The 16,971-nt window shown below is 59.6% G+C and carries 14 protein-coding genes; 9 read left to right on the forward strand and 5 right to left on the reverse strand.

Going from position 1 to position 16,971, the window contains the following annotated elements; translation table 11 throughout:
* Position 1 precedes the first annotated feature (1 nt).
* Positions 2 to 1,099: a DUF475 domain-containing protein gene (locus J2X43_RS21435; protein WP_310297010.1), complete on the reverse strand. Its 1,098-nt coding sequence runs from the start codon at positions 1,097 to 1,099 to the stop codon at positions 2 to 4.
* A gap of 400 nt (positions 1,100 to 1,499) precedes the next feature.
* Between J2X43_RS21435 and J2X43_RS21440 the strand changes: the two genes are divergently transcribed.
* Positions 1,500 to 1,736 (forward strand): hypothetical protein, encoded by a 237-nt coding sequence (locus J2X43_RS21440; RefSeq protein WP_310297013.1) that lies wholly within the window; start codon positions 1,500 to 1,502, stop codon positions 1,734 to 1,736.
* Between the two features lie 61 nt (positions 1,737 to 1,797).
* Positions 1,798 to 1,962 carry a hypothetical protein gene (locus tag J2X43_RS21445; protein WP_310297016.1) on the forward strand — a complete coding sequence of 55 codons (165 nt, stop codon included), beginning with the start codon at positions 1,798 to 1,800 and terminating at the stop codon, positions 1,960 to 1,962.
* A 49-nt stretch (positions 1,963 to 2,011) separates the two neighbouring features.
* Here the strand turns inward: J2X43_RS21445 and J2X43_RS21450 are convergent, their stop codons facing one another.
* On the reverse strand, positions 2,012 to 2,518 hold the full coding sequence (locus J2X43_RS21450; protein WP_112385550.1) for an MgtC/SapB family protein: 507 nt from the start codon (positions 2,516 to 2,518) through the stop codon (positions 2,012 to 2,014).
* Between the two features lie 60 nt (positions 2,519 to 2,578).
* On the reverse strand, positions 2,579 to 3,136 hold the full coding sequence (locus J2X43_RS21455; RefSeq protein ID WP_112538027.1) for a fused DSP-PTPase phosphatase/NAD kinase-like protein: 558 nt from the start codon (positions 3,134 to 3,136) through the stop codon (positions 2,579 to 2,581).
* A gap of 167 nt (positions 3,137 to 3,303) precedes the next feature.
* Here J2X43_RS21455 and J2X43_RS21460 point away from each other — a divergent pair, with 167 nt between their 5' ends.
* A complete protein-coding gene (locus J2X43_RS21460) occupies positions 3,304 to 3,993 on the forward strand; it encodes a hypothetical protein (protein WP_310297023.1) in 690 nt (229 codons plus the stop codon).
* Between the two features lie 5 nt (positions 3,994 to 3,998).
* On the opposite strand, the gene J2X43_RS21465 is transcribed toward J2X43_RS21460, so the two are convergent.
* Positions 3,999 to 4,526, reverse strand: a complete 528-nt coding sequence (locus tag J2X43_RS21465) for a hypothetical protein (RefSeq protein WP_112385547.1) — start codon at positions 4,524 to 4,526, stop codon at positions 3,999 to 4,001.
* Between the two features lie 178 nt (positions 4,527 to 4,704).
* Positions 4,705 to 4,902 carry a CrpP-related protein gene (locus tag J2X43_RS21470; RefSeq protein WP_112385546.1) on the reverse strand — a complete coding sequence of 66 codons (198 nt, stop codon included), beginning with the start codon at positions 4,900 to 4,902 and terminating at the stop codon, positions 4,705 to 4,707.
* Positions 4,903 to 5,166: 264 nt separating this feature from the next.
* Here J2X43_RS21470 and J2X43_RS21475 point away from each other — a divergent pair, with 264 nt between their 5' ends.
* The 6 genes from J2X43_RS21475 (at position 5,167) to J2X43_RS21500 (ending at position 16,954) form a co-directional block, all read left to right on the forward strand.
* The gene (locus tag J2X43_RS21475; RefSeq protein ID WP_310297028.1) at positions 5,167 to 6,846 is read left to right on the forward strand and encodes a sulfatase-like hydrolase/transferase; all 1,680 of its coding nucleotides are present in this window, start codon (positions 5,167 to 5,169) and stop codon (positions 6,844 to 6,846) included.
* A 137-nt stretch (positions 6,847 to 6,983) separates the two neighbouring features.
* Positions 6,984 to 7,121, forward strand: a complete 138-nt coding sequence (locus J2X43_RS21480; protein ID WP_199628999.1) for a hypothetical protein — start codon at positions 6,984 to 6,986, stop codon at positions 7,119 to 7,121.
* 735 nt (positions 7,122 to 7,856) lie between these two features.
* On the forward strand, positions 7,857 to 14,144 hold the full coding sequence (locus J2X43_RS21485) for a hypothetical protein (protein WP_310297032.1): 6,288 nt from the start codon (positions 7,857 to 7,859) through the stop codon (positions 14,142 to 14,144).
* Positions 14,145 to 15,055: 911 nt separating this feature from the next.
* Positions 15,056 to 15,994, forward strand: coding sequence for a hypothetical protein (locus tag J2X43_RS21490; protein ID WP_310297034.1), 939 nt, complete (start codon positions 15,056 to 15,058; stop codon positions 15,992 to 15,994).
* Positions 15,995 to 16,108: 114 nt separating this feature from the next.
* Positions 16,109 to 16,390, forward strand: coding sequence for a hypothetical protein (locus tag J2X43_RS21495; RefSeq protein ID WP_310297037.1), 282 nt, complete (start codon positions 16,109 to 16,111; stop codon positions 16,388 to 16,390).
* Between the two features lie 192 nt (positions 16,391 to 16,582).
* On the forward strand, positions 16,583 to 16,954 hold the full coding sequence (locus tag J2X43_RS21500) for a hypothetical protein (protein WP_310297040.1): 372 nt from the start codon (positions 16,583 to 16,585) through the stop codon (positions 16,952 to 16,954).
* Positions 16,955 to 16,971: the final 17 nt, after the last annotated feature.

Genomic DNA, 16,971 nt, shown 5'->3' on the forward strand with positions numbered 1-16,971 from the left:
GCTAGGCCTCGACGCGTTCCGCGCCATGGCTGTGGGCCGGTGCCTCCAGGGCCTCGCGCCGGTTATGACGGATCGAAGACCAGAGCGAGATGCCGATCAGCGTGGCGCCGCCAAGGCCGGTAATGACCTCAGGGATGTGATACAGCGTCTGCACGTACATGATAACCGCGAGGATCAGGATCGCGTAGAACGCGCCGTGTTCCAGATAACGGTATTCCGTCAGCGTTCCCTTTTCGACGAGCATGATCGTCATCGAGCGCACATACATGGCGCCGATGCCGAGGCCGATCGCGATGATGAAAAGGTTCTGCGTCAACGCGAAAGCGCCGATGACGCCGTCGAACGAGAAGCTGGCATCCAGCACTTCCAGATAGATGAAGGCGCCGAGACCGCCGCGGGCGGCTTCGCTCATCGCCCGCTGCGAGGCATCCAGCAGGCCGCCGATGACTTCGACAGCCAGGAAGGTCACGAGGCCATAGATCGCGCTATAGACGAAGGTGGTGGCTTCCTCGCCTTCCAGAAGCGACGAGAAGAGCAGGATGAGCAGGAGAACGACAGCGATCTCGATGCCCTTGATCGCCGCGCCGCGCGACATCATCCGCTCCAGTGAGCCGAGCCAGTGCACGTCCTTCTCATTGTTGAAGAAGTAGGAGAGGCCGACCATCATCAGGAAGGTGCCGCCGAAGGCTGCGATCGGCAGATGGGCGTCATTCATGATGCGGGCATATTCGGCCGGTTCGCGAGCCGCGAGGATGATCGCGTCGATCGGGCCGATACCGGCTGCGATGACGACGATTGCCAGCGGGAAGACGATGCGCATGCCGAAGACGGCGATGATGATGCCCCAGGTCAGGAAGCGGTGCTGCCAGACCGGCGTCATCTCTTTCAGCTTGTTGGCATTGACGATGGCGTTGTCGAAAGAAAGCGAAATCTCCAGCACGGCAAGCACCGCGCAGATGAAGAAGACGGTCGCCATGCCGCCGATCGTGCCTGTCGATTGCCAGCCGAGAATCGCGCCGAGCGCCAGACCGACTGCCGTGACGATGAAGGACCAGCGGAAATATCCGATGGTCGAAGTTTGACTGGGAGACTGGTTCATGGCCGCACCTCTTTGGCGCGGACATCGTTTTTGAACGTGGGTGTGGTGGAAGAACGCGGCATGCCAGAACGGGCATGCGCGAAAGGCATGGGGAGCTTTTTCATCGATTGAAAATCCGCCGGCTTTTTGCAGGCGGTACCGACATCACGAGAGCGCCGTAAAAACTCTCGCCAGAGGGGCCCGGCACCAGTGTTTATCCGAAGCCGATGTTTTTCGCGTGGGGGGCAACCACGCACATCTCTGCGGCAACGGACAAACGCTTAGGTAATCAACTTATGCAGGCAGTCAAGAGGGGCCGGATGATTGCAGCCTGACTTTCTTTGGAACCATCCCCAGGCTCGCCCGTTTGGATGAGGTTGAGCGATCAGGATGATCGCGGGCGCGATCAAAAAGGAGGCCGATGATGCAGACTTCGACCCACTCCCCCGACAAACGAACCGAGGCTGCTGACCGCATGAAGCGGGCGAAGCCGAACCGGATGCAAAAGGCGCAGGTTCTGCCGCCGCATCAGGTCGATCTGACACTGCCGCAATCCCCGAGGCACGACGTTCATGTGCCCGCCCATATGAGCGGCAGCGATCTGTCGCGCGGCGGTCCCGAGATCGCAGCCGACGCCGCAAAGGCCAAAGACAAATAGGCCGGGCTACCGGAATTTGCGACTTCGCGAACAGTTTTCAAGAACGACAGGTGAGACACGAATGAAGACAAATCTTGTGCCGCAGGACATTTCGCTCAAGCACGAAGAAGAATGGCAGGCAGTCCGCAAAGCCTCGGAGAAGGACGGCAAGCGTGAGTCCAAGAGCTGGAACGCAGCATTTGCAGGGTCGAAACCCTCGCGTTCCGAATTCGTAAACGCGCGATAATTCATGGAAGACGATCAGACGCCCGGTATTGCCGGGCGTTTTTGCGTTCTTATTGCTCGCCGTTGCTCTTTGAACCCTGATCACTTCCAAGTTTCTTTTCAATCTTCCCGAAGGCGTAGAGCACGCAGACGGCGGCAACCGTCGCAAAGACCGCGATCGGCCAATAGCCGAAACCCGTCGCAAGGCCGATTCCGCCCGAAAGCCACATGCCGGCACCCGTCGTCAGGCCTTTGACCCGGCCCCGAGAGAATACGATCATGCCGGCAGCCAAGAAGGCAACACCTGCCGTGACCGCCTCGATGACGCGTAACGGGTCAATGCGAACCTGCGGATCATCGGTAAAGCCCGGCATGTGCACAGCCTCGATCGAGATGATCGCGAAGAGCGCGGCCGCAAGGCTGACGAGAATATGCGTGCGAAAGCCGGCCGGATGATCGCGGGCTTCGCGTTCGAAGCCGATCAGGCCGCCGAGGAGGATGGCACCGAAAAGGCGGGCGAAGATGACGGGGTAATGGATGCGGGATTCTGGAAACATGTCGGCGAGGACGAGGTCCATGGAAGCGGTTCTCCAGCGGTGAATTCGCTGACTAACGCAACCGCCGCCGCTTTGTTCGCGTCAGAAGCCGATCGTTTCTTCGTATTTGTCCCAGGAGCTGTACATCGCGTAGCGGCTGAGGCCCTTGATGGCGAAGTTTCCGTAGTAGGGGCTGAGCTGGAACTCAGCGGCAGATTCGCTCATCTTCTTGACCGCGCCGACATAGATCGCCGAGGCAAGGCCTGTGCGGTTGGCGCCGTGTTCGCAGTGAATGAGAAGCGGCTTGGGCGCATCTGCCATGATCTTGGCGAGCTTCTGCGCCTCCTCGATCGGCAGTTCTTTGGATGACGACATCGGAAAATCGATCAGCGTGATGCCGCGGTCTGCGGCGGCGGCCGATTCATCGCGGTACCAGCCAGTGCGCTTTTCGTTGCGAAGATTGAGGATCGTACGGATGTGATAGCGCGACGCGTATGCCTGGATGTCTTCGCCGCTTGGCTGCGCCGACCGGTAAAGCTCGCCTGCGATGACCTCGTGAAAATTGCCGGTTGCCTGTCCGAGCGCCGCATGGGCGCCGATCAGGGCTGCCAATCCGAGTGCCACAGAAGCTGGCCAAGCGATAAAACGAAAATAACGCATACTTACACCGATCGATCTGGCGTCCGTCCAACCATCCAAATGGGGGCTCTATGTGACGGGCGCCACCCTAGCCGGAAAAAATGTGCAGTGGAAGCCACGGGCTCCCGGCGCCAACCTTTCGGAAAGGATTGCCGTCCAATAATCCGGGCCTCACGGGATTCGGATCTATGGCGAAGACAGCGACGCGCGGCCGCAGCCGCAAACCTTCGGGACGGGGCAGGGGCGCGAGCCGCGGTAGCGGCATCATGCCATGGGCGGTGATCGGTCTTCTCGCCGTCGGCGGTATTGCCACCTACGACAATTGGAAGAGTGTCAAGCCGATGCTGGCAAAGGCTCCTGACGCTTCGACGATCACGGCGGCGATCCGCCCGGATGCGCCGAAGGCGCCTGCCGCAAAGCCTGAGCCGAAACAGATGGCGATGACGACGGTGCAGCCGCAGCGTCCCTTGCCACCGGCGGCCATTCCCGTGCCGGCGGCCCAGCCGGTCAAGGCATCGCCTGCCGACGTACTGAGCGGCAGTGCCACCTTCGGCTATTGCGGGCAGGGCGAACACGTCAATTGCGTCGGCGACGGCGGCGTCTTCTGGTACAAGGGCGAGAAGATCGTCGTTGCCGATGCCGTTCTGCCGGACGTTTCGGCGGCGCGCTGCGAAAACGAGCGGCGCCTCGGCTTTGCTGCCAAATCGCGGCTTTTCAAGCTTTTGAACGCCGGGCCGTTCGCCATGAACGCGGCCGGCAAGGGCGCCAATGGCGGCGCTCCAAGGGTCATCTCACGCGATGGACGTTCCTTCGGCGCGCAGCTGACCACCGAGGGGCTGGCGCGCAAGCCAGGCGCAAACGGCGCCTGGTGCGCCTGATCTGATCATTTCTGCTTGGCGGGCTTCGGCTGCGGCGTTGCGGGTGCCGCGGCAGGTGCCGGCTGCACGGGCGTCTTGCCGTTGGTCTGGAAGGTCGCAGCGAAGGTGCTGTCCTTGCTCTCGGCGGTGCATTCGATGGCAACCGGCTTGCCGCCGTAGGGATTGCCGAAGGTGCAGCTGCCCGCGACCTTGACCTCACCCGTCATCTTCTGGCCGACGCCCGTCGTCACCATGGTCAAAGGGATTCGTGCATTTCCGTTGGAGGCCGGCTTGATCGCCTTGCCGTCGCCCTGAAAGCCCAGCATCTTGCCCTGCGCCGTGAAGATGAAGGTGACATCGCCATTCGGCAGCGCCACGGCGGCCAGCTCGTTCTTGCAGGGTTTGGACACATCGAGCTTGCCGACGACGAGCTTGGAGCATCGTCCGGCAAGGGTCGTCACACCGGCGCTCGGGAAGTTCTGCGTTTGGGCGTAGGCTGAAGAAGAAAGGGTCGCTGCAGACAGTGCTGCTGCGGCAATAATCAGTCGTCTCATGAGTTCAGGGGTCCTGTCATGCTGCTGGTCAGACTTTGTGACTGGCATGGTTGTGTGTCGGAATTTTGCCGTGCGCAACCCTGAAGCGCCGCAAAAAAGTGAAACGGGCCGCTACAGGGGATCGCGGCCCGTTCCAGGAAGCGGGGGCGCCTTGGCGGCAGCCGCCCTCTTTATCTTCTCAGTGCCGCCGGTTGGCGTCTTCCATCGACCAGCCGAAACGCCACGCCTCATAACGCGCATACCAGACTTCAAGGGCCGCAGCGTCCCAAATGGGCATGAATTCCGGGTGTGACATAGGGTTGTCGCTCAGCCTGTAGCCCAGGATGCGGTCACGAATGCCACGCTCCTGCATGTTCAGCAGCTCTTCGATTTCCATATGCGCGCCCTCAACCGCCGGCCCCTCAGCCGACAGGGTTAAGGAAACATTTCCATTTGCTAATGTCCAGAAATGCTAGCGTCATCCCCATTATTCACAGGATTAATCAGGACGGTCTCTTGACGCGAAATGCGCACGCGCGAGCGGATCAGTGCTACTTCTGGCAGCTATTTCATTCCCGAATTTAACCCTAACGCGACAATCGAATGGATACACGCGCGTACCGCAATTATAAATCCGACAGTGCTTATATGAGGGGTTTCGATGCGCGGTATATTTGCGAAAGCCGTCCGGCTTATCTTGCACCCGGTTTGCCTGCTGATGGCGGCCGCGCTCTTCTTCGCATTGGTCCGCTATCTCGACACGCGCTGGCGCTTCATGCCTTATACGTTTTCAATCACGCTCGTCATTGCTGCGGCCCTGTTTCTGGTCTCGCGGCGATATGCATTCTCGCTCTACGCGGCGGGTTCGGTCGTTGTGCTGATCGCGCTGGCTTCGCTGGTCAAATACGACCTCAAAGGTTTTGCGCTTCACTACTATGATCTGATCTTCACCGGCGCCGACAAATCCGCGGTGAGTTTCCTCGCGTCAAACTACACGGGCATTCTGATTTCGGCGATCTGCATCCTTCTCGCGGTCATCGCATGCCTTGCCCTGATCTTTGCTTTCGACAGTCCTCTGCGGCTGAAGGTCAGGTGGCGGGCGGCTGGTCTGGCGGCGGTTCTGCCCTTGACCTATCTGACCTTCCCGCCTGCCGTCGCCGATCAGCCGGCCTACCTGCCCTACATTTCCGGCTACAACGCATCGTCCTTCTTCATCTCGCTCGCTGACATCCGCTATCCATTCGGCAGGATTGAGCTTTCCAATCACGTGGAAGCAGCTGAGATGCGGGCGATGGATGCCTCTGTGGATTGCGGCACGAAGCGTCCTGACGTCGTTCTGGTGCTCAGCGAAAGCCAGACGGACCTCGCGAACTTTCCGCAAATCAACGCCCCGGCAGAAACGCTGGCGTCGTTCCGCTCGCAGGACGGCGTTGTTCGTCCGCTTTATGTCGAGACCTATGGCGGTGGCACCTGGGTTACCAACTTTGCTGTGATGACCGGGCTGTCGGCGACGGATTTCGGCTGGCAGTCATCCTATGTGACGCAGCTGATGGTCGACAAGATCAAGGGCAGCTTTCCGGAGACGCTCGCCAAATGCGGCTACCGCACCGTGACCGTCATGCCGATGGAATACAACTTCGTCAACGAAGGACCCTTCCTGACGTCGATCGGCTTCCAGGATATTTATGACATGAAGGCGATCGGCACCAAAGCTGAAGCGGAGGATGACCGGCCGTATTTTGATTTTGCCCGGAAGATCATCGCCGAGGAGCGCGCGAAGGACGACCGGCCGCTGCTGATCGCGATACAGACGATGATGACGCATGGTCCCTACGACAAGCCGATCGTGCCGTCTTCCCTGGTCACCGAGGCGAAGTATTCCGACGATGCCAAGGCGAACGAATATGTTCGGCGCGTCATTGCCGCCCGCAAGGAAGTTGCATCGTTCATCGATAGCCTGCGCGTCTCCCCGGGCAGCCGCGGCACTGTGGTGATGGAATATGGCGATCACCAATCCGAAGCGACACGCCCGTTCGTCGAAGAATCACTTGCGGGTGAGCCCATGCTCTCCGACTTCCGCTCGATCGCCTACCGCACCTTCGTCAGCATTCACGGCTTCGGCACGCCCGTTGATATGGCGCCGTTCGCGCGGCCGCTCGATATCGGCTTTTTGTCGTCAGCGCTTGCAGAAGCAGCGCAATTGCCGTCGTCGCCAATGATCCGGGACCTGCAATCGCTGCGTAAGACATGTGGCGGGCGGTATCACACCTGCCCGGAAAGAAGCCTTGTCGATGCCCATCTCAGCATGCGGGCGAACGCCGGAATGCTGGTTTTGCGGTGAGTTTTCTTCATCTCTAATGTTGTAAAAATATCGTTAAAATTGCCCATAACAAGTTTTTGTTCATCTGCCGTTCAGAAAACTGTTTGGGAAAAGCACAGAGTGGCGCACACTCCTCCTTGTGAATAAGGAGATAGTGCATGATTCGATTGACCGCGGCTCTGACGCTGTTCTCAGTCTATGCGTTTACGATGTTCTTCATCGCATCCATTCCTGAGACCCCGTACCTGCAAACCGCAGCAACGACGATAACCGAAGACGCATCGCTTACGAAGTGAGTTGGGCGTAAAGGGCAGGCTTGGGGGCAAGCCTTTATGCAGGGTGGTGGCGTAAATGATACGCTGCCCTGCGGGGTGGGTTTTTATTGTGCTGGTATCGGGCACAATTCTTCAGTGTCGCTGGCGGCACTGCAAGCGCGTCTTGGGCGCGCCTTCACAAACAGCGCGATAGACTTCCGCGGATAGTTGAAATGGCTGTTATTCAAGTCATTTGCTGCTTCGCGGGTAAGCGCGGTGCGTTTTTCTCCGAAATCATCATCAATCCACGCAGAATAAGGTCTTGCCTGATTTTGATTCGTACCTGCTGTCGGCAGCGATCTGTCTGTTCTGGGACCGCGCCGTGAATAAAGGCAGATTTTCCGCTTTCCTGTATCTCGAAACGGCACATAACTTAACGGCAATAATGGTACATTAACTTATAATTAGTGCTTCCAGCATAATTCTTCCCTCGGTCAATGACGAATCCCTTCGTCTAGGCTCAACGATGTTCGGGTTTGGTCCTGTCGAATGTCGAGGTTTAGGAAACGGTTGCTTTAAGCACCGTGCGCATGATGCCTTGTCCTAAACATTAGCTCCCTCGAGCGATGTCTTCCGAAATATTTTGTCTATGCGTCTCGGCCATGCAGTGTGCACGGCGCGAACCCTCCGGCTATGGCTTGGAGCGCGCCAGCTTTTGCTACCCGGATGCGAGACGAAAGACACCGTCACCGCTAACGCCAGTGCAAGGGCAATTTCATGACCTCGATCGTTTCCTCTCTTTCTAATACCCAGATCAAAGCTCTGTCTGCAAAGACCATCAAGGCGTTCTCGGCTGAGGATGTCGCAACGCTTTCCGCAGATCAGCTCAAGATTTTCAACAAAGACCAGATATCTGCCCTCGAGGCCGAAGATATCGAAGCGCTCGATTCCACACAGCTCGGCGCGATTTCGACGACCGCTATCGCAGGCCTGAAGCCGGAACTGCTCGCCGCACTCGATGCCACGAAGATCGGTGCTCTCGGAAACGCCCAGATCGCGGCGTTCAGCGCCACGCAGATTGCTGCTCTTACCCCGGATCAGATCGAAGGCCTTACAGCCGACCAGATCAAGGGCCTGAACGCGACGCAGATCGGCTCGATCAGCGCTGACGACATCAAAAAGTTTTCGGCTGACGAAGTCGGCGCCATCGGCGTAAAGGCAATCGGCGGCCTGAAGAACGAAGCAATCGCCGTGCTCAGCGATGACCAGATCGGCAAGCTCAGCGCCGACCAACTCAAGCAGGTCACGACCAAGCAGATCACCGCCTTCACGTCTGGCCAGCTTGCCAAATTCACCGATGATCAGATCGGCGCATTGTCGGCAGCCCAGGTCGGCGCACTCACCAACGACCAGATCGGTGGCCTGACCGCCGGTCAGATCGGCAAGCTCAGCAACGCCGCTGTCGCCGGTCTCAAGGCTACGCAGATCACGGCGATGACTGCCGATCAGGTTGCCGGCATCACCGCAGGCCAGAGCGCTCTGCTGAGCGCCGCGCAGGTTGCGGGCTTCAGCGCCACGAACATCACCAAGCTGACCGACGATGCAGTTGCTGGTCTGGCCGCCAAGGCAATCCCTGGTCTGAAGAACGAAGCAATCGCCGTGCTCAGCGAAAGCCAGGTCGGCAAGCTCAGCGCCGACCAGCTCAAGCAGGTCACGACCAAGCAGATCACCGCCTTCACGTCTGGCCAGCTTGCCAAGTTCACCGACGATCAGATCGGTGCATTGTCGGCTGCCCAGGTCGGCTCGCTCACCAACGACCAGATCGGCGGTCTGACTGCCGGTCAGATCGGCAAGCTCAGCAATGCCGCTGTCGCCGGTCTCAAGGCCACGCAGATCACGGCGATGACCGCCGATCAGGTAGCCGGTATCACCGCAGGCCAGAGCGCTCTGCTGACGGCTGCGCAAGTTGCGGGCTTCAGCGCCACGAACGTGACGAAGCTGACCGACGATGCGGTTGCTGGCCTGACCACGAAGGCTCTCCCGAGCCTGAAGAACGAGGCGATCGCTGTTCTCAGCGACAGCCAGATCGGCAAGCTCAGCGCCGACCAGATCAAGGTGATGACGCCGAAGCAGGTTACTGCCTTCACGTCTGGCCAGCTCGGTAAGTTCACCGACGATCAGATGGGTGCTCTGACGGCAGCCCAGGTTGGTTCTCTCTCCGACGCGCAGATCACCGGTCTCTCGGCTGCTCAGATCGGCAAGCTCAGCAACGCTGCAGTGGGCGGTCTGAAGGCATCGCAGATCAGCGGCATGAGCGACACGCAGCTCGAAGGTCTGAGTGTTGCTCAGGCTGGCGCACTGACGGCGGCCCAGGTCGGTGCTCTGAGTGCCGATGACATCAAGAAGTTCTCCGACGACGAAATTGCTGCCCTCAGCCCCAAGGCAATCCCTGGCCTGAAGAACGAGGCAATCGCTGCCCTTACCGAAAGCCAGGTCGGCAAGCTCAGCACCGACCAGCTCAAGCAGGTTACCACCAAGCAGATCACTGCCTTCACGTCTGGCCAGCTTGCCAAGTTCACCGATGATCAGATCGGCGCATTGTCGGCTGCCCAGGTCGGCGCACTCACCAACGACCAGATCGGTGGCCTGACTGCCGGTCAGATCGGCAAGCTCAGCAATGCTGCTGTCGCTGGTCTGAAGGCAAGCCAGATCACGGCGATGACTGCCGATCAGGTTGCCGGCATCACCGCAGGCCAGAGCGCTCTGCTGACGGCTGCGCAGGTTGCTGGCTTCAGCGCCACGAACATCATCAAGCTGACCGACGACGCGGTTGCTGGCCTGACAACGAAGGCTCTCCCGAGCCTGAAGAACGAAGCGATCGCCGTCCTCAGCGAAAGCCAGATCGGCAAGCTCAGCGCCGACCAGATCAAGGTAATGACGCCGAAGCAGGTTACCGCCTTCACGGCTGGCCAGCTTGGCAAGTTCACCGACGATCAGATGGGTGCTCTGACGGCAGCCCAGGTCGGCTCTCTCTCCGACACGCAGATCGTCGGTCTCTCGGCTGCTCAGATCGGCAAGCTCAGCAACGCTGCTGTCGGCGGTCTGAAGGCATCGCAGATCAGCGGCATGAGCGACACGCAGCTCGAAGGTCTGAGCGTTGCTCAGGCTGGTGCACTGACGGCGGCCCAGGTCGGTGCTCTGAGTGCCGATGACATCAAGAAGTTCTCCGATGATGAAATCGCTGCCCTCAGCCCGAAGGCGATCCCCGGTCTGAGCAATGAGGCAATTGCCGCTCTCACCGAAAGCCAGGTCGGCAAGCTCAGCACCGACCAGCTCAAGCAGGTTACCACCAAGCAGATCACTGCCTTCACGTCTGGCCAGCTTGCCAAATTCACCGATGATCAGATCGGCGCATTGTCGGCTGCCCAGGTCGGCTCGCTGACCAACGACCAGATTGGTGGCCTGACCGCCGGTCAGATCGGCAAGCTCAGCAATGCTGCTGTTGCTGGTCTGAAGGCAAGCCAGATCACGGCGATGACCGCCGATCAGGTTGCCGGTATCACTGCAGGTCAGAGCGCTCTGTTGACAGTTGTGCAGGCCGCAGGCTTCAGCGCCACGAACATCACCAAGCTGACGGACGATGCAGTTGCGGGTCTCAGCACCAAGGCGGTTCCTGGCCTGAAGAACGAAGCAATCGCTGTCCTCAGCGAAAGCCAGGTTGGCAAGCTCAGCGCCGACCAGCTCAAGCAGGTCACCACCAAGCAGATCACTGCCTTCACGTCTGGCCAGCTTGCCAAATTCACCGATGATCAGATCGGCGCATTGTCGGCTGCTCAGGTCGGCGCGCTCACCAACGACCAGATTGGTGGTCTGACTGCCGGTCAGATCGGCAAGCTCAGCAACGCTGCTGTCGCTGGCCTCAAGGCCACGCAGATCACGGCGATGACTGCAGACCAGGTTGCCGGTATCACCGCAGGCCAGAGCGCTCTGCTGACGGCTGCTCAGGTTGCGGGCTTCAGCGCCACGAACGTGACGAAGCTGACCGACGATGCGGTTGCTGGCCTGACCGCCAAGGCAATCCCTGGCCTGAAGAATGAAGCCATCGCCGTCCTCAGCGAAAGCCAGGTTGGCAAGCTCAGCACGGACCAGCTCAAGCAGGTCACGACCAAGCAGATCACTGCCTTCACGTCTGGCCAGCTTGCAAAGTTCACCGACGACCAGATCGGTGCATTGTCGGCTGCCCAGGTCGGCTCGCTCACCAACGACCAGATTGGTGGCCTGACCGCCGGTCAGATCGGCAAGCTCAGCAATGCTGCTGTTGCTGGTCTGAAGGCAAGCCAGATCACGGCGATGACCGCCGATCAGGTTGCCGGTATCACCGCAGGTCAGAGCGCTCTGCTGAACACTGCCCAGGTCGCAGGCTTCAGCGCCACGAACGTGACGAAGCTGACCGACGATGCTGTTGCCGGGATATCCGCCAAGGCGATTGGTGGTCTTACCAACGAAGCGATCGCTGTCCTCAGCGACAGCCAGATCGGCAAGCTCAGCGCCGACCAGATCAAGGTGATGACGCCGAAGCAGGTTACCGCCTTCACGGCTGGCCAGCTCGGCAAGTTCACCGACGATCAGATGGGTGCTCTGACGGCAGCCCAAGTCGGTTCTCTCTCCGACACGCAGATCGTCGGTCTCTCGGCTGCTCAGATTGGCAAGCTCAGCAACGCCGCAGTCGGCGGTCTGAAGGCAACGCAGATCAGCGGCATGTCTGACACGCAGCTTGAAGGTCTGAGTGTTGCTCAGGCTGGCGCACTGACGGCGGCCCAGGTCGGTGCTCTGAGTGCCGATGACATCAAGAAGTTCTCCGACGACGAAATCGGAGCGATTGGTGTAAAGTCGATCAACGGCCTGAAGAACGAGGCAATCGCTGCCCTTACCGAAAGCCAGATCGGCAAGTTGACGACCGGCCAGATCTCCGGTCTGCTGTCGACACAGGTTGCGAGCTTCACGGCTGCTCAGCTTGGCAAGTTCACCGACGACCAGATCGGCGCACTCTCCGCCGCTCAGGTTGGTGCACTGACCAACGACCAGATCGGTGGTCTTTCCGCCGGTCAGATCGGCAAGCTTAGCAACACAGCCGTCACCGGCCTCAAGGCAAGCCAGATCACGGCGATGACCGCCGATCAGGTTGCTGGCATTACCGCAGGCCAGAGCGCTCTTCTGACCGGTGCACAGGTTGCTGGCTTCACTGCCACGAACGTTACCAAGCTGACCGATGATGCGGTTGCTGGCCTGACGACCAAGGCGGTCCCGAGCCTGACGAACGACGCGATCGCTGTCCTCAGCGAAAGCCAGGTCGGCAAGCTCAGTACCGACCAGCTCAAGGCGATGACGCCTAAGCAGGTCAGCGGCTTCACTGCCACGCAGCTCGGCAAGTTCACCGATGACCAGATCGGTGCGCTCTCCGCAACTCAGGTCGGCGCGCTGACCGATACGCAGATCGGTGGCCTCTCGGCCGGTCAGATCGGCAAGATCAGCAACACGGCAGTCACCGGCCTCAAGGCAACGCAGATCACGGCGATGAGCGCCGATCAGGTTGCCGGCATCACTGCTGACCAGAGTGCTCTGCTGACAGCTGCGCAGGTTGGTGGCTTCAGCGCCACGAACGTGACGAAGCTGACCGACAACGCAGTAGCCGGCCTGACCGCCAAGGCGATCCCTGGCCTGAAGAACGAAGCGATCGCTGTTCTCAGCGACAGCCAGATCGGCAAGCTCAGCGCCGATCAGATCAAGGCTGTGACAACGCAGCAGATCGCCGGCTTCACGGCTGGCCAGCTCGGCAAGTTCACCGACGATCAGATGGGTGCTCTGACGGCTGCTCAGGTCGGCGCACTCTCCGACACGCAGATCGCCGGTCTCTCGGCTGCCCAGATCGGCAAGCTCAGCAACGCTGCAGTGGGTGGTCTGAAGGCAACCCAGATCAGCGGCATGACCGACGTACAGCTCGAAGGCGTCAGCACGTCCCAGGCCGCTGTGCTGACTGCAGCCCAGGTCGGTGCCCTGAGCGCTGACGACATCAAGAAGTTCTCCGATGACGACATCGGGGCGATCACGGCGAAGTCGATCAACGGTCTGAAGGCCGATGCCATTGCCGCTCTCAGCGATAGCCAGATCGGCAAGCTCAGCGCGGACCAGATCTCCGGTCTGCTGTCGACGCAGGTTGCCAGCTTCACGGCAGCTCAGCTCGGCAAGTTCAGTGACGACCAGATCGGCGCACTTTCCGCCGCTCAGGTTGGTGCACTGACCAACGACCAGATTGGCGGTCTCTCTGCCGGTCAGATCGGCAAGCTCAGCAACGCGGCTGTAGCGGGCCTGAAGGCAAGCCAGATCACGGCGATGAGCGCCGATCAGGTTGCCGGCATCACCACAGGCCAGGCAGGTCTCCTGACTGCTCTGCAGGTCGCTGGCTTCAGCGCCACGAACGTCACCAAACTGACGGACGACGCGGTTGCCGCGATTGGCACCAAGTCGATCGGTGGTCTGAAGACCGACGCGATCGGTGTTCTCAGCGACAGCCAGATTGGCAAGCTGAGCGCTGATCAGATCAAGTCGATCACGACACAGCAGATCGCCGGCTTCAAGGCTGCCCAGCTCGGCAAGTTCACCGACGACCAGCTCGGTGCACTCTCCGCTGCCCAGGTTGGCGCACTGAGCAACGATCAGATCGCGGGTCTCTCCGCGGCTCAGATCGGCAAGCTCAGCGACACGGCGATCACCGGTCTCAAGGCAACGCAGATCACCTCGATGAGCACCGCTCAGATCGAAGGGATCACGCTGTCGCAGACCGCAAAGCTGAACGCTGCACAGATCGGCGCCATGGCGCCGGAAGGGGTCGCGAAGTTCTCGGTCGACGAGATCGCCGCAATCGACGTCAGCGCGATCAAGGGACTGTCTGCGGACGACATCACGGCTTTGGACAAGGATCACGCCAACGCCTTCACCACTCCGCAGATCCAGGCAATGAACGACGATCAGCTGGCAGCTGTCGTGGCCGCCTACAACGCAGCCTAAGACACAGGGGAGGGTGGCCTGTCGGCCACGCTTCACCGGCTTAACGCAATCGGGCCCGCAGCTTTGCGGGCCCTTTTCATTTTCCGGCCTACCTGGTCCTCGCGCAGGGCAACAAGCTGCCGCCAGTTCGCTCCGAGACCATGCCGCGAATCATCATTGCCGTCCGATTCGCGTCGGCTGTTTTATGTGAAGGAAGTGTGCCGCCGGCCGGGCCGGGTCATTCCGATTTTTCAACGGCCATAAAAGGCCCAGAGAGGGCCTAGGGCGAGAGATGATAGTCTTGTGCTGTGCGCCCCTGGCTGCATCAGCGAGCGCGTCGTGAAGGTTCTCTAGAGGCTTTCGCTTGTGTCAAAGATTGGGTCGAGCAAATAGCAGCGATCGCCATGGCGTATTTCAGGGCATGCTTCTTAATTCGACTGAGAACCATACCGCAGTTTCCCCTGCGGTCGCTCGCGGCAGACGCGGGAAATGGCAGTCCTGCAGAAGGCTGCGGCGTGGGAGATTTTGTGAGAAAACTTAGCCGGCTTTGAGGGAAGCTAAAATCACCAATCAGCGGCTTGGTGAAAATCCTGTAATAAATCAAGAGGATCGGATGGTGGGCGTGACAGGGATTGAACCTGTGACCCCTACGATGTCAACACGGTAGCTACCCCGGATTTACGGGATAGATCCGCTGAAAGCAACAGCGATAACCAAGCAAATGCCGCACACAACGGTCCTAATCTTGGGCAAAGTTTGGGCGACAACGAGGCCCTTATTAGCGAGGCTGCCCTTTGGTTCAGCGCGCACTCGGACCTCGTCAAGGGTAATCCTGTCCTCGAATTGATGACCCGCTATGGGATCAGCGTTCATGATGCCGTCACTGCATCGAAACGTGCTCACGCGCTCCGCTTCCCGAAGGTGGCAGCGCAATGAGCGAATATCCGGTATCAGCCGCGCTATTGCGCACCCTCGGCCGCTTCGGCGCAGATCCTCGTCGCGACGGCTACTATGCGAGCGGGCAGGGCACTCGCGCCGCAACGCAAGCTCACCTGAAGCAGGCGGCAACTGGTGCCGTTGATCGCGTCGTCAAAGCAGCTCGCCGCACCAGGCCAATGACCGAGGAGCGGCACAAGGATTTGTGCCGGCGCCGCAGATGGGCGCGCGGCGGTAACATGCCGGACAAGGTGCGAGAGTGTTACACGGAGGCGGAATGCGCCGCCCTGGCTGTCATCGGCGACCAGTTCAAGAAGCAAGGCTACTGCGCCCTTTGCATCGATGAGATTTCGCGCCTATCGGGCGTGAGCCGCACCTCCGTTCAAAACGCCATCCGCAAGGCCCGCTCGAAGGAGCTTGCACACATCAGCGTGCGCGAACGCCCTCAGGAAGGCGGCAAGAACCTAACCAACATCATCAAGGTCATTTGCGACTTGTGGCTCGGCTGGATCAGTCGAGCGATAGGGTTCAAACGCCTACACCCTTCAGAGACTGCAGATAAAAACTCTCTCTCTTTTAGCAAGTGGACAGGTCGCAAAGGGCTTTCGAGGAAGGAGGGGGCAAGCGCCTCACCTAGTGGTTGCAACGCAGCAGAAGAGGCTGACGACAATGGGCAGACTGAGATCACTTCCACCCCGGCTGAAGACGATAGCGCCTCGGCTATCAGGCGCACCGACCGCGCCAGCGTCAAGGAAGGAAGCGGAAGCGCAGCGTACCCGGCGCAGAGATCAGGAAGATGCTGGCAGAGCGCTCTACAACACCAGAGCCTGGAAGAAGCTGCGGGAGGAGGTGATCATCCGAGATCATCTCATTTGCCAGAAGACCGGCGTTCTCTGCATCGGCAAGCACCCGGCGCCCAACAGTCCAGTAGCTGACCACGTCATCCCTCACCGCGGAGACCCGGCATTGTTCTGGGACAAGAACAATATCCAGACGGTCAGCAAGGCCTATCACGACAGCCAGAAACAGCGCGAGGAGCGCTCAGGATCATGGTGAACCAGAATTGGGACTACGCACGTGCCGAGGTGGCTGAGCTGTGCGCGAGGCTACTAGCCGAGGGTGTAACCGCTCAGCAGCTGCGTGTGGCGCTATCAATCCGTGCGCAAGAGATGACGATTGAAGAGGTTGGCCGCGAGCATGCCGCCACCGTGTTCAGGTGCATTGCCAACTCGATCGAGGACTACGACGCGCCAGATCCGCACCTCGACGACGCCGAAGACATGCGGCCAAGCCTGACCATCATCGAGGGAGGGGGCGGGTCAAAAGTCTAGAGGGGTCGATCCCTGTACACCCGCACCCCTCTCATTCGGAGGTTTTTTTCTGCCACGAGGATTTTGTGGCTCGTCGTAGACGCCGTTGCGTGACGTTCAAGGATGAATAGTCAATGGATACAATTACTTAAAGCGAGCGCTATCGAGCGTTGAACTCTAAAATCGGCATTTCTTTTCTAACCAGGACGGACGATGGGCGCGAACGGTACAAATGAAAACCAGCCTCAATTTCGGTTCAAGGCAGGCGCCCTTGCTGAGGCTCTCGAAGTGCTTGACGAGATGCTTCGATCGCTCGCCGCCCAGACTGGCGAAATGGCCTTCGTGCGCGCGGCGAATGCGCTCTATCAACAGCCTGGCGGACGGCCCGTGATCAATGACGAGGGCTTGATCGAAGAGGCGCGGTGGCTCCTCCAACGGGGAAAGGCAAAATCACTCAACCAAGCCCTCCGGAAGGTCGCCGCGACGGTTTCTGATGGAGATGGCATCCGTTCGATCGCCGAAAGGCTAAGAAGAAAAATGCGCGCAGATGAAAAGATTGATCCACGAAATAGTTTTAGTGGATGATTTTTGGCGCGATCTTC

It is taken from the genome of Rhizobium sp. BE258 (assembly GCF_031457345.1).
Classification (GTDB): Bacteria; Pseudomonadota; Alphaproteobacteria; order Rhizobiales; family Rhizobiaceae; genus Rhizobium.

Excerpts from the sequence above, each read along its gene's own strand:
- J2X43_RS21470 (WP_112385546.1), bottom strand. The coding sequence starts at position 4,902 with ATGGAAATCGAAGAGCTGCTGAACATGCAGGAGCGTGGCATTCGTGAC.
- J2X43_RS21465 (WP_112385547.1), bottom strand. The coding sequence starts at position 4,526 with ATGAGACGACTGATTATTGCCGCAGCAGCACTGTCTGCAGCGACCCTT.
- J2X43_RS21450 (WP_112385550.1), bottom strand. The coding sequence starts at position 2,518 with ATGGACCTCGTCCTCGCCGACATGTTTCCAGAATCCCGCATCCATTAC.
- J2X43_RS21435 (WP_310297010.1), bottom strand. The coding sequence starts at position 1,099 with ATGAACCAGTCTCCCAGTCAAACTTCGACCATCGGATATTTCCGCTGG.
- J2X43_RS21440 (WP_310297013.1), top strand. The coding sequence starts at position 1,500 with ATGATGCAGACTTCGACCCACTCCCCCGACAAACGAACCGAGGCTGCT.
- J2X43_RS21475 (WP_310297028.1), top strand. The coding sequence starts at position 5,167 with ATGCGCGGTATATTTGCGAAAGCCGTCCGGCTTATCTTGCACCCGGTT.
- J2X43_RS21485 (WP_310297032.1), top strand. The coding sequence starts at position 7,857 with ATGACCTCGATCGTTTCCTCTCTTTCTAATACCCAGATCAAAGCTCTG.
- J2X43_RS21495 (WP_310297037.1), top strand. The coding sequence starts at position 16,109 with ATGGTGAACCAGAATTGGGACTACGCACGTGCCGAGGTGGCTGAGCTG.
- J2X43_RS21455 (WP_112538027.1), bottom strand. The coding sequence starts at position 3,136 with ATGCGTTATTTTCGTTTTATCGCTTGGCCAGCTTCTGTGGCACTCGGA.
- J2X43_RS21460 (WP_310297023.1), top strand. The coding sequence starts at position 3,304 with ATGGCGAAGACAGCGACGCGCGGCCGCAGCCGCAAACCTTCGGGACGG.
- J2X43_RS21490 (WP_310297034.1), top strand. The coding sequence starts at position 15,056 with ATGAGCGAATATCCGGTATCAGCCGCGCTATTGCGCACCCTCGGCCGC.
- J2X43_RS21445 (WP_310297016.1), top strand. The coding sequence starts at position 1,798 with ATGAAGACAAATCTTGTGCCGCAGGACATTTCGCTCAAGCACGAAGAA.
- J2X43_RS21500 (WP_310297040.1), top strand. The coding sequence starts at position 16,583 with ATGGGCGCGAACGGTACAAATGAAAACCAGCCTCAATTTCGGTTCAAG.
- J2X43_RS21480 (WP_199628999.1), top strand. The coding sequence starts at position 6,984 with ATGATTCGATTGACCGCGGCTCTGACGCTGTTCTCAGTCTATGCGTTT.